Here is a 12,618-nt window from a genome sequence, read left to right as displayed (position 1 = left end):
GACAGGGAGGAGAACGGCGTGTTCACGCGCCACACCACGAGGCCGCCGGGCCGGACGCGACGGCGCCTCGCCGCGACGGCCGGCGTCTGGGCGGTGGTGGCGGCCCTGCTCGGGCTGCCGCCGACGCAGCCCCAGCAGGCGGCCGCCGCCGCGCCGGCCGGGCCCACCGACGAGAGCAAGGTCCCGCACTACTTCGGGCCCTGGCCGAACTGGGCGAACAGCCCGCTGACGCTGTCCCGGGCCGAGGTCGCCATCAGCAGCGACACCGCCCAGCAGGTCGGCAACCCGCTCACCGCCCGGGCCTACGCCACCGACTACGCCACCCCGGCCGGCCAACTCGCGCCGGTGTTCGTCCTGCTGACGGGCACTCCGCTGCCCGCCGGCACCCTCAAAGCCTTCCGGACCTGGAACCAGACCACCCCCGGCGGCAGCCCCGGCACCTCCGCCGGCGGCCTGTTCCACGGCTACGTGCTGCGCCCGACCGGCACCGCCGACCAGTACACGGTGGTCGCCGACAGCGGCCTGCGCACCGTCCCCGCGCCGGGCGCCGCCGGCGGCGAGGTCACCGCGTACGACATGCCCGACACGCCCGTGCAGGCCGGTGACCTGATCGGCTTCTACGGCCAGGGCGTCCCCGTGGACACCGGCGTGGCGCACCCGACCGACACCCTGGTGTACCCGGCCGGCGCGGACGGCAGCAGCAGCCCGCCGACCGGCACCGCCCCCGCACAGGGCGCCACCGTCACCGTCGGCGCGCCCGGCTGGGAGCGCTACGCCGTGCAGGACCGGACGTACTCCTTCGGCGCGCAGCTCGCCCTGGCGGGCGGCAGCGGGGCGGAGGCCACCGCCACCGTCGACCCGCGGACCGGCGGCATCTCCGCCATCGAGGTGACCGCGCCCGGTCACGGCTACGTCGAGGGCGCGACCACCGTCACCGTGCGCGGCGGCACCACCGAGGCGACCGCCACCGCCGCCGTCCAGTCCTCCCGCAGCGTGGTCGGCTACACCGTCGGCGCGGGCGGCAGCGGCTACGGCGGCTTCGCGGTCGCCGTCACCGGCGGCGGCGGGACCGGGGCCGCGGCCACCGCGTCCGGCGGCGTCGCCGCCGTGACCGTCACCGACGCCGGCGCGGGATACACCATGCCGACCGTCGACTTCGACCTGCCGTCCCAGCCGGACGGCACCGTCGCCAAGGGCCACGTCGAACCGGCCGACCTGACGCCGGGCGGCGGTATCGCCAAGGTGACGGTCGACGACCCCGGCAGCGGCTACACCGCCGCGCCCGGCGTCACCGTCCGCAACGGCACGCTGGCCGACCCGATCCCCGGCGCCACGCCGGCCGCCGCCGCCAGCGGACTGAAGCTGCTCTCGGTCGCCGTCGACACGCCCGGCTCAGGCTACGCCTCGACGCCCGACGTCACCGTCAACGACCCGACCGGCAACGGCGGTTCGGGGGCCGCGGTGACCGCCGTGACGAACATCGGGGCGATCAGCGCGATCACCGTCACCAGCCCCGGCGCCGGATACCTGTCGCCCGGCATCAAGAAGTTCCAGGACGCGCTGCCGACCACCTGCAACCCCGGTGCGAACGGCACCGGCTGCCCGGACGTCCGGCAGCTCGCCGACCCGACCACCGACCCGGCCGCGAAGTTCATCCCCGAGGCGGTGCCGGAGACCGTCACCACCGGCGGCAAGCAGGCCGACCAGTACGTCATCGGCCTGGTCCAGTACCGCACCCGGTTCTCCTCCGACCTGCCGCCCACCCTGGTCCGCGGCTACGTCCAGCTGTCCACGGACGCCGTGCCGGGCCGTCAGGTCCCGCTGTACAACGAGCTGATGGACGGCACCCGGCAGCAACTGCCGTACACCGGCGTCGCCGCACCGCAGTGGATGGGCCCGCTGATCGCCGCGACCAAGGACCGGCCGGTGCGGATCGTGTTCCGCAACCTGCTGCCCACCGGCGCCGCCGGCGACCTGTTCCTCCCGGTGGACAGCACCGGCATGGGCGCCGGCATGGGCCCGATGGCGATGCCCGCCCCCGGCAACGACTCCACCGTCACCGACCAGGTCCGCAACCCGCCCTGCACCGGCGCCAAGTCCGGCTGCTACCAGGACAACCGGGCCACCCTGCACCTGCACGGCGGCATCACCCCGTGGATCAGCGACGGCACCCCGCACCAGTGGATCACCCCCGCCGGCGAGCAGACCGACTGGCCGCAGGGCGTCGGCGTGCAGAACGTGCCCGACATGGTGGACGGCGCAGGCGCCACCCTGTGCGCCGCCGCCGACGACGGCTGCTCGACGTTCTACTACGCGAACCAGCAGAGCGCGCGGCTGATGTTCTACCACGACCACTCCTACGGCATCACCCGCCTGAACGTGTACGCGGGAGAGGCCGCCGGCTACACCATCACCGACGACACCGAGAAGGCGCTGATCAGCAGCGGCACCATCCCCGACGCCGCGTCGACCCTCCCCCTGCTGGTCCAGGACCGCACCTTCGTGCCCGACGACTCCCAGTTGAAGGACCGGTTCGACGCGGGCGGCGGCCGGGTCTCCTACGGCCAGGACCCGACCTGGGACGCCGCCCGCTGGGGCGGAAAGGGCAGCTTCTGGTACCACCACGTCTACATGCCCGCGCAGAACCCCGGCGACCCGAGCGGCATGAGCTCCTACGGCCGCTGGATGTACGGGCCCTGGTTCTGGCCGCCGGCCGGCGACACCACCTACGGGCCGATCCCCAACCCGTACCACGACCCGCACTGCAAGCTGGACGACCCGACGACCTGGCAGTACCAGGCCGCCCCGTACTGCGAGCCCGAACAGATCCCCGGCACCCCCAACATCTCCATGGGCATGGAGCAGTTCAACGACACGCCCCTGGTCAACGGCGTCGCCTACCCCAGGCTGACCGTCCAGCCGAAGACCTACCGGCTGCGGCTGCTCAACGCCGCCAACGACCGGTTCTTCAACTTCCAGTGGTACACCGCCGACCCGAACCAGGGCGACGGCACCACCGAAGTCGCCCTCAAACCGGACGAGTTGAAGGCCGCCCGGACCGACCCCAACGTGTCACCCACCCCCGTCGACGCGCACAACGCCGCGGCCGGACCGAGCTGGATCCAGATCGCCAACGAGGGCGGCTTCCTGCCCGCCCCCGCCGTCATCGACGGCCAGCAGCCGACCACCTGGATCACCGACCCGACCCGCTTCGACGTCGGCAACGTCGACAAGCACTCCCTGGTCGTCGCCCCCGCCGAACGGGCCGACGTGCTGGTCGACTTCTCGAAGTTCGCCGGCAAGACCCTGATCCTCTACAACGACGCGCCCGCCGCCTACCCGGCCCGCATCGCCTCCTACGACTACTACACCGGCGGGCCCGACCTCGCCCCCGCCGGCGCACCCACCACCATGCCCGGCTACGGCCCCAACACCCGCACCGTGATGCAGGTGACCGTGGCGAACACCGCGCCCGCCCCGGCGTTCAACCTGGCGAAGCTCCAGGCCGCGTTCCGGCACCACGCCGACGGCTCCGGCGTCTTCGAATCGGGCCAGAACCCGATCATCGTCGGCCAGGCCGCGTACAACTCCGCCTACGGCACCGGGTTCGCCAACGGCAGCAACTGCAACACCGCCAACTCCACCGTGAACACCTGCGACGGACTGGTCCGGGTCAACGACACCACGAGCTTCAACTTCAACACCCTCAAGGCGCCGACCGCGAGGAGCACGCTTCCCCTGCAACCCAAGGCCATCCACGACGAGATGAACGCCACGAGCTTCGACGCCTACGGCCGCATGCAGGCCACCCTCGGCGTCGAGGCCCAACCACCCACCCCCGGAGCCCAGAACGTCACCCTCTACCCCTACATCAACCCGCCGACCGAACTCGTCGACGGCACCAATCTGCCCCGCGGCGACATGAAGGTCACCCCGATCGGATCCACCGCCGACGGCACCCAGATCTGGCGCTTCACCCACAACGGCGTGGACACCCACCCGATGCACTTCCACCTCTACGACGTCCAACTGCTCAACCGGGTCACCTGGGACAACATCGTCCTCCGGCCGGACGCCAACGAACTCGGCTGGAAGGACACCGTGCGGATGAGCCCACTGGAGGACACCGTCGTCGCGCTGCGCCCGGTGGTGCCCACCACGCCCTTCGAAGTGCCCAACTCGGTACGGCTGCTGGACCCGGCGATGCCGGCCGGCGACACCTCGATGTTCAACAACGTCGACCCGCAGGGCAACCCGACGCCGGCGATCACCAACCAACTGGTCAACTACGGCTGGGAGTACGTCATCCACTGCCACATCCTCAGCCACGAGGAGATGGACATGATGCGGCCCGAATCGCTCGCCCTGCCGCCCGCCAAACCCGACGGCCTGAGCGCTACGGTGGCCGGCCAGGGCGGCAACGCCAAGGTCCAACTCCGGTGGCGGGACAACTCGATCACCGAGACGTCGTTCACGGTCCAGCGTTCCGCCGACGGCACCACCTGGACCGACGTCGGGACGATCGCCTCGCCACTGGACCAGCCCAATACCCACCAGGACCGCGTCTTCGTCGACATGACCTCCTCGCCGGCGAACGCCTACACCTACCGGGTGGTCGCGCTCAACACCGTCGGCCACGGCGGCCCCTTCCCGAGCCTGACCGCGAAGTCCGTCTCCGACCCGCTCCAGGTCCCAGCGGCGGGCACCGGCCTCCGCCGGATCCCCGACTGAGCCCACGCGTCCGGGAGGGCGGCCCCGCCCTCCCGGGCCCTCAGCGGATCCCGTTCTCCGGGTGCGCCGCGTCGTAGGCGTGCCGGGCCTCGGCGATCACCCCGCGGTGCGCCAGCGACCAGTCGGCGAGCGCCTTCACCAGGTGCGTCAGGCCCGCGCCCGTCTCGGTCAGCCGGTAGTCGACCTGCGCCGGGACGGTCGGGTAGACGGTGCGCCGAACCAGCCCGTCACGCTCCAGCCGGCGGACGGTGAGCGTCAGCATGCGCTGCGAGATGCCCTCCACGGCGCGCTGCAACTCCCTGAACCGCCGTGGCCCGCCCGCGAGTTCGACGATCACCAGGACCGACCACTTGTCGCCGATCCGGTCCAGCACGTCCCGGATCCCGCAGTCCGGATGGTCGTGCCGCCCGCACGGGTCGAGCGCGGCCGGGGTGGTTACTCCGGTGTGCGTCGGTGACATCGAACTGCCTCCTTGTGGGCGATCGGCGCGCGGTCGAGGATCAACCGTAGCCACTGGTTACCGAAGAGAACCAGTGCGGACGACGGCGAAAGGCTGGGACTGATCATGATTCTGGTGACCGGAGCGAGCGGGAACCTCGGTGCGGCGGCCCTCGCCGCGCTGCACGCCGCGGGCGTCCCGGCCGAGGGCGGCAGCCGCACCCCCGGTGAGGGCATGCGCCACCTCGACTTCGACGACCCCGCCGGCCTCGACCTGCACGGCGCCGGCACCCTGCTGCTGATCTCGGCCGGCTACGCGGAGGACGACGTGGTCCTCGCCCGCCACGCCGCCGTCCTCGACGCGGCCGTCCGCGACGGCGTCTCCCACGTCGTCTACACCAGCCTCACCACCGCCGGCGACCACCTCGCCTTCGCGGCGGCCCACCGCGCCACCGAACGACTGATCCGGGACACCGGCCTGCCCTGGACGATCCTCCGCAACGGCCTCTACGCCGAACTCTTCGGCAGCCTGCTGGCCCCCACCCCCGACGGCCTCCAATCCCCCTTCGCCGACGGCGCGTTGGCCGCCGTCGCCCGCGCCGACCTCGCCGAGGCCGCCGCCCGGGTCGCCGCCGACCCCGCCCCGCACACCGGACTCGTCCACGACCTCGTCGGCACCCCGATCACCGCCGCCCAGGTCGCCGCGGCCCTCGACCTCACCCACCACGACGTCGACCTCGCCACCTACCGCACCCGCATCCTCGCCGCCCCGGGCCTCCTGCCCTTCCAGCCCCCGATGCTCAGCTCCCTCGCCACCGCGATCCGCCACGACTTCCTGTCCGCCACCGACCCGACCCTGGAGAAGCTCCTCGGCCGCCCCCTCACCGACCCGCTCCCCGTAGCCGCAACTGCCGCGCGCGGCTGATCGAGCGCTGCCGATCAGTCGGCCCATCAGGCCGCGTTCGTCGGGCGGTACCAGGTGCGGACCGCGGCCCGGGCCCGCAGCTGCAGTAGGTGTGAACTCCCTTGGGTGGGAGGCGAGTTGGGCCACGGTGCGGCGGCAATCGGTCTGGTTGCTCACTGGTAGCGGGTGCGACGGCGGATGCTGCCGACCGGCGGGCCGCCCGTCAGGCCGCGTTCGCCGGGCGGTACCAGGTGCGGACCGCGGCCCGGGCCCGCAAGATGCGGCGGGTGTGAACTCCGGTGGGCGAGAGCCGGGTTGGGCCGGGGCGGCGGCAATCGGTCTGGCTGCTCAGAGGCAGAAGACGCGATGGTGGATGCTGCCGACCAGGCGGCCTGCGCGCCAGGCGGCGTCGAACCACCAGCGTCCGTAGAGTTCGGGGGAGGCGATCTCGGGGATCCGCCGGGCCAGTCGGTACCAGGTGCGGGCGGCTGTCAGGACGGTGACCGGGGGCAGGCCGTGGGTGCGGAAGTCGCGCATCAGGAGGGCGTCGCCCCGGCCGTAGCCGAAGCCCTGGCGGGCGACTGCCCGGGCCTGCTCGCGGACCCGGTAGCGCATCACGGCGTCCGGTGCGAAGTCGATGGTGTACGAGGCGAGTTGGGCCCGCCAGCAGAACTCGACCTCGTCGCCGCCACCGGCGTACTCCTCGTTGAAACCGCCGAGCGCCCGCAGCACCTCCGCCCGGACGCCGAGGGTGGCGCCCAGGGCGACCGGAAGGAAGCCCATCTTCTCGGGCAGCCGGTCGGGCGGGTGGACCGGCGCCCGCCAGGAGCAGGCGCGGTGGTGGCCGACGGCGTACGGCTCCGGGTAGCCGCCGACCAGGTCGGCCTCGCGGGCCGCCGCGGTCATCGCCCGCAGCCAGCCGGGGGTGGCCGCGTCGTCGGCGTCGCAGAAGACCAGGTAGTCACCGCGGGCCGCGGCCGCCCCGGCGTTGCGGGCGTGGTTGATGCCCTTGCGTGCGGCGGCGTCGACCACCCGCAGCCCGGGCAGCCGGTGCTGCCAGCGCAGGGCCACGGCGGCCGTCCCGTCGGTGGACCCGTTGTCGGCCACCACGACCTCCCAGGGGCCGGAGTAGTCCTGCCCGGCCAGGGCCGTCAACTGGTCGGGGAGGACCGGGGCGGCGTTCAGCGCGGGGATGACCACGCTGACCAGTTCCGGTGTCCACGGGGCGCCGTTCATCCGGGCCGCCCGCCCGCCAGCAGTTCGGCCTCCCGGATCGCCCGGCCGGGTGTCGACGCGAAGTGCACCTCGGGCCACCGGTGCCGGCTCCAGGTCTCCCAGTACCCGCGCACCTTGCCGTACCGGTCGTCGAGGAGGACGTGCGGCAGGCCGAGGAGTCCGGACAGCAGATGGGCGTGCAGCCGATCGGTGACCACGGCGCGGGCACTGCTCAACAGCCGGCAGCCGCGCAGCAGTTGGAGTGCGGCGTGCCGGTCGTAGCAGCGCAGCAGCTCGGCGGCGGTGCGGGCGGCGGTGCGGTCGGCCGACCGGTCGGCGGTGCGGTCGGCGGTGCGGTCCGCGGTGCGGCGGAGGCCCGTCGTGGCCGCGTCCAGGTCGCGGGAGACCGCTCGCAGCGCCGCGATCCAGCTGTCGTCCGCGCCCTCCTGCGCCCGCCAGTCGGTGCGGTGCACCTCGATGCCCGGGCCGGTGCCGGTGCCGGCGCCGAGGTCCGGGCCGGGGTGCGGCGCGGCCTCGTGGTCGGTGCGGCTCAGCCAGAGGATCCGCCGCTCGGGCCGACCGGGCCGGGGCCGGAGCGGCGGGAGCGCGAAGGCGGCGTCGGGGCAGAGCACGGCGGGCGTCCGGAACGCCCGGCGGGCCGCGCGCAGGCTCCGGTGGTCGCGCAGCAGCAGCGTCAGGTCGGGGTGGGCGTCGAAGACCCGGCGGGCCCGGTCGAGCGCGTCCGGGTCGCCGAAGTGCACGGACTGCGGCAGTTGGACGATCCGGTGCCGGGGGAAGGCGCCGATGACGCGTTCCCGCAGCCGCTGGTGGTGCGGCCAGAGGTCGCCCAGGTTGCCGCCGCCGTGCAGCAGGACGGTGCCGCTGGGCAGTCGTTCGCGCAGCGCCGTCTCCGAGAAGCTGTCCAGGTCGGCGGTGTAGACCAGGTCGACGTCCAGTTCGTTCAGCAGGGTGCGTTCGCCGAGCCAGATCGCGCTGTCGCCGACGTTGGCGTGGTGCGGGAAGTCGATCAGCGCGCAGCGGCTCCCGGGCTCGATCAACTCCCTTACGGCGGAGCGCAGTCGGAGTCCGGGGTTGGAACCGGCCGGGGCGGTCACCGGGCGGCCGTCCCGGACGGGTCGGGCAGCGGGCGGGCGAGGGCGTGTTCGGCGGCGTCGGCGATGTCGTGCCGCCCGCGCGCCCTGGCGTCGAGCGCCACCTCGCGCATCGAGACCCGGGCGTCCTCCGACTCGATCGGGACGGTGCGCAGTTGCCGGAGGTCGAGCACCGGGGGCAGGGTGCGGCAGTGCCGGAGCGCGCCGGCCAGTTCCAGCGCGGCCATGGTCCGCAGGCACTTCTCGCACGTGCCGCAGTTGTGCCCGGGCCGGCTGCGCCAGCACACCCCGAGGTTGTCCAGGGCCAGTGCGGAGCGGGTGAGTTGACGTTCCACCTTGCCCGTCCTGGTGGCCTCGGCGCCGTCGTGGACGATCTCCAGGCGCTCGGTGGACCAGAGGTGGTCCAGGAGGGGGTGCGAGCCCAGCGGGGGCAGGTGGCGGTACTGGTCGCTGGCCGCGATCAGGCAGCGGCCGAGCAGGCCCTGCACGGCCAGCGCGACGGCGCCGAGCGCCGCACCGTGGTAAGTGCCCCACGCGGCCAGCGGGTTGGCGAGGGAGCGGATGTCGGTGTCGACCACCACGGCCCGGCACCCGGTCCGGTCGGCCACCTGCCCGATCCGCTCCACCAGCCGGTCGTGGTCGGCGCCGGAGTGCTGTTCGAAGTTGGCGAACAGCAGCTCGGTGACCGGCTGGTGGTCGGGCTCGGCGCGGCGCTCGCCGTCCTTGAGCAGGCTGTAGAAGCAGTCCACTCCGGTGGTGAAGAACAGTCCGACGGCGTCCTCGCCGCCGGTCGGGGCGGCGGTCTCGGTGGCGGTCACCCGGACTTCGCGGAGCCGCTCCCACCAGGCGGAGTAGATCTCCATCACGGTGCGGGCGGACCTGAGCAGCCGGGGGGAGACCGGGGCGTCGATCAGCAGCTCCTCGCCGAGGCTCATCGCGGGCATGACGAGCGCGGCGAGGAACGCGTCGCCGCGCTCCGGCACCCGGTCCGGTCCGCCGCCGCGCACGGTGAAGCGCAGCCGGTCCACGTCGAGCGGGGCGGTGGCGCGCACCCGCGCGGACAGCTCCCAGCCGTGCGCGGTCGCGGTCCGCCTGATGTCCTCGGCGATCAGCACGACGGCCCGCTCAGACGATCAGCATCGAGTCGCCGAACTCGTGGAAGCGGTACTTCCGGGGGATCAGCTCCCGCCGGTAGACCTCCAGCAGCGGCTGCCGGCCGGTGAACGCGGAGGTGAGCAGCAGCTCGGAGCTCTTCGGCCGGTGGAGGTTGGTCAGGAACCCGTCGCAGGCGCGGAACCGGTGGCCGGGGACGATGTGCAGCCGGGTGAAGCCGGTGGCCGCCGGGACGCGCCCGTCCTCGCCGGTGACGCTCTCCAGGGTGCGCAGCGCGGAGGTGCCGCACACCATGATCCGGCCGCCGCGGGCGCGGCGTTCGTTGATGGTCCCGGCGGTCTCGGCGGTGACCTCGTAGCGCTCGGCCTGCGGGAAGTCGAAGCCCTTGGTGCGGGTGGCGCGCTCGACCCGGTCCTCCGCCTCGACGTCACCGGCCCCGCCGGCGGCGACCTGCTGCCGGAACACCTGCCGGACGAAGTGGTGCGACCGGGCCGCGAGCAGGAGCGTCACCTCGGCGACCGCCACGCCGCGGGCCCGCAGCTCGTCCAGCACGGCGGGCGTGAAGTGGCGTCCGGCGGAGGGGAACAGGACCGCGCCGGGGCGGGAGGCGAAGGTGTTCTGGTAGTACTCCGGGTCGGCGGGGGCCTGCTTGAGGTAGCCCGGGTAGATCGGTTCGGCGAGCCGGTAGAGGGTGTCGCCGTCGGCCGGGTCGAGCTCGATCCGCCAGACGCCCGGGTCGGCCTCGGCGAGCAGCCGGCCGGTGACCTGCCGCCCGGGGCCGAGCACGAACCGGGCGCCGGGCCGGCAGACCGCTTCGGGCGCCACCAGACAGTGCCAGGTGCCGTCCTCGTTCGGCGAGTGGATGCTCACCGCGACCACCCGGCCGTCCTGGTCCTCGCCGTGCAGCAGGGTCGGCACCACCCGCGCATTGTTGAGCACCAGCACGTCGTCGGGCTCGAAGAGTTCGGCGATCTCGTGGAAGCCGCGGTGGTCCACCTGCTCCGTGCCGCGCCGCAGCACGGCCAGCCTGGCGTCGGTGCGCCGGCCACCGCGCGCCTCGGGCGGCTCCTGCGCCACCAGCGTGTCGGGGAGATCGAACTCGTAGTCCCCGGGGTCGTGCGTGTTCTCCACGGTGGCCTCGCAGCGGCGGAAGGACGTATGCGGACGGATCGACGGTATCCCGGGCGGGGGCGCGGGCCGTGCTGTGACACGCGCAGTCCGCCGGGTGCGGGCGGCGGGCCCGCGGAAAATGGTTTCGCGGGGCGGGCCGGCGCCAGCGATGATCGGGCGGGTGTGCGAACCGGGTGGGCCGGCGGCACCGTTCGAGCCGGAGGAAATTGCGTGCATGCGGACCTCGCCAAGGCGTGGGAACTGCTCGATGCGGACGACCCGCAGGGGGCGGTGCGGGAGTTGCGGCGGGTGGTCGACGGACTGACGGCGGGTGAAGTCGCCCCGGTGACACGCAGATTGGCGGAGGCGGTCGGCATCGAGGACCTCGCGGGGGCGGCCGCCGCGCTCGCCTCGCGCCCGGCGGACGCGGGGGCGCTGTACGCGTACGGCTACGCCTGCATCGAGCACGGGCTGTCCGAGTTCGCGGTGCCGGCGCTGCGGGAGGCGCTGGCCGCCGGGGCCGCTCCGGTGAAGCGGAAGCTGTTCGGGCGCGGCGGCGCGGCGCAGGCCGCCCCGCGGCAGGTGCTGCTGGAGCTGGCCGTCGCACTGGAGGACGGCGAGCGGCACGCGGAGGCCGTCGCCGTGCTGCAGGAGCACCGGGCGATCGGCGGCGACTGGCCGGACGGCTACCTGCTGGCGCACAACGCGCTGATGGACGGCCGGGTCGAGCTGGCCCGCGAGGTGTTCGAAGGGCTGGCGGCGCCGGACGGCGACACCTGGCAGCCCGCCGCCGACCGGATCCGCCGCTCGCTGGCCCGCGCCGCCGCCGTCCCGCCCGCGGGGCCGCAGGACCTGCGCGGCTGGCACTACACGCTGACCGGCGGTCTGCTGGCCACCCTCTCGCCGCACGGCTACGAGCAGGGCATGACCGGCCGCTGGGCGTACCTCGGCGACAGCTGGGACAACTGCCGGCGCGGCCTGGAGCGGCTGCGCACCGTGCTGGAGGCCGCCGGCCGCCGGCCGAGCTCGGTGGCGCTGCTGCCGGACCGGGGCAGCGAGGCGCTGGGCCTGGCCGCGGCGGCGCTGCTGGGGATCCCCGCCGCCCCGTACCGCCCGGGCGGCGGCGTCGCGGACGCCCTGGTGGTGGCGTACGACCTGAACGAGTGCGACCAGGAGCTGGTGGGGGCGCTGTACGAGCGGGCGCCCGGCGAGGTGCTGTACGAGCACGCGACGTGCTGGACGGACCCGCCGGCCGTCTCGGCGGACGTCTCGGGGCTGCTGGTGCAGCACGTGGTCGCGCCGTGGGAGCCGAACCTGCGGGTCGGCGAGGACGGCGAGGTCGAGCGGGGCCGGCCGACGACGGCCCGCCGGCGGAGCTCGCGGAGCGGATCCGCGCCGCGTCCGCCGAGCCGGACGAGGGCGACGGGCGGACCCCGCCGGACCCGGACGAGGCGCTGGCCGCCTTCGCCGCCCGGGCCGCCGCGACCTGGGCGACCGGCAGCCGGGACCGGGTCCGCTCGCCGGGCCCGGTGCGCAGCTCCCGGTTCGCCTGACGGGGCGCCGCCGGACACGCCGCCGCCCGCCGGGCGGACTGCTCGACGGGCGGCGGCGGGGCGGTGCCGGGGGTGTCACCTGCCTGGGTGGGACTTGCTCCAGGCGGGGGCGACGAAGGCCACCAGGGCGACCGCAAAGGCGACCTGGAGCAGGTGCCTGATCCAGTCGATGCCGGAGGTGTGGCGGACGCCGATCCAGCCGGCCACCAGGTTGCCGATCAGGGCGCCGGCCGCGCCGAGCAGCATGGTCAGCCACCAGGGGATGGCCTGCGGTCCGCGCAGGATCAGCTTGGCCAGCACGCCCAGCACGAAGCCGATCAGCAGAATCCAGAGGAGTTGGAACATCGAATCCCAGCCTTTCCGGTGAGGGCGCCGGTCGATCGGGTGGTCAGCGCGATCCGGGGCGGTACCGCCTTCGGGCGGTCCGCACCTGCCATGATCG

The 12,618-nt window shown here is 74.0% G+C and carries 8 protein-coding genes; 3 read left to right on the top strand and 5 right to left on the bottom strand.

Annotated features, from left to right (window positions below):
- Window positions 1-18: 18 nt before the first annotated feature.
- Complete coding sequence (locus KCH_RS05720) at window positions 19-4,731, top strand: multicopper oxidase domain-containing protein (RefSeq protein WP_208865923.1); 4,713 nt, start codon at window positions 19-21, stop codon at window positions 4,729-4,731.
- A 40-nt stretch (window positions 4,732-4,771) separates the two neighbouring features.
- Here KCH_RS05720 and KCH_RS05715 read toward each other — a convergent pair whose 3' ends face one another.
- A complete protein-coding gene (locus KCH_RS05715) occupies window positions 4,772-5,191 on the bottom strand; it encodes a winged helix-turn-helix transcriptional regulator (RefSeq protein WP_035859709.1) in 420 nt (139 codons plus the stop codon).
- Between the two features lie 105 nt (window positions 5,192-5,296).
- Here KCH_RS05715 and KCH_RS05710 point away from each other — a divergent pair, with 105 nt between their 5' ends.
- Entirely contained in the window at window positions 5,297-6,094 is a 798-nt protein-coding gene (locus KCH_RS05710; protein ID WP_035859706.1) for an NmrA family NAD(P)-binding protein, read from the top strand.
- Window positions 6,095-6,421: 327 nt separating this feature from the next.
- Here KCH_RS05710 and KCH_RS05705 read toward each other — a convergent pair whose 3' ends face one another.
- From KCH_RS05705 to KCH_RS05690, 4 genes are read right to left on the bottom strand one after another with little or no spacing between them, the layout of a single operon-like run.
- On the bottom strand, window positions 6,422-7,309 hold the full coding sequence (locus KCH_RS05705) for a glycosyltransferase family 2 protein (RefSeq protein ID WP_051652779.1): 888 nt from the start codon (window positions 7,307-7,309) through the stop codon (window positions 6,422-6,424).
- The gene (locus KCH_RS42330) at window positions 7,306-8,346 is read right to left on the bottom strand and encodes a polysaccharide pyruvyl transferase family protein (RefSeq protein ID WP_167574007.1); all 1,041 of its coding nucleotides are present in this window, start codon (window positions 8,344-8,346) and stop codon (window positions 7,306-7,308) included. Before KCH_RS42330 ends, KCH_RS05705 begins: the two co-directional genes overlap by 4 nt.
- Window positions 8,347-8,399: 53 nt before the next feature.
- The gene (locus KCH_RS42325; protein ID WP_051652777.1) at window positions 8,400-9,515 is read right to left on the bottom strand and encodes a hypothetical protein; all 1,116 of its coding nucleotides are present in this window, start codon (window positions 9,513-9,515) and stop codon (window positions 8,400-8,402) included.
- Window positions 9,516-9,525: 10 nt separating this feature from the next.
- Entirely contained in the window at window positions 9,526-10,644 is a 1,119-nt protein-coding gene (locus KCH_RS05690; RefSeq protein WP_035859704.1) for an S-adenosylmethionine:tRNA ribosyltransferase-isomerase, read from the bottom strand.
- 210 nt (window positions 10,645-10,854) lie between these two features.
- Here KCH_RS05690 and KCH_RS47065 point away from each other — a divergent pair, with 210 nt between their 5' ends.
- On the top strand, window positions 10,855-12,543 hold the full coding sequence (locus tag KCH_RS47065; protein WP_425268735.1) for a tetratricopeptide repeat protein: 1,689 nt from the start codon (window positions 10,855-10,857) through the stop codon (window positions 12,541-12,543).
- Window positions 12,544-12,618: the final 75 nt, after the last annotated feature.

The organism is Kitasatospora cheerisanensis KCTC 2395 (assembly GCF_000696185.1).
Taxonomy (GTDB): Bacteria; Actinomycetota; Actinomycetes; order Streptomycetales; family Streptomycetaceae; genus Kitasatospora; species Kitasatospora cheerisanensis.
This window is presented reverse-complemented; position numbering and strand designations above follow the sequence as displayed.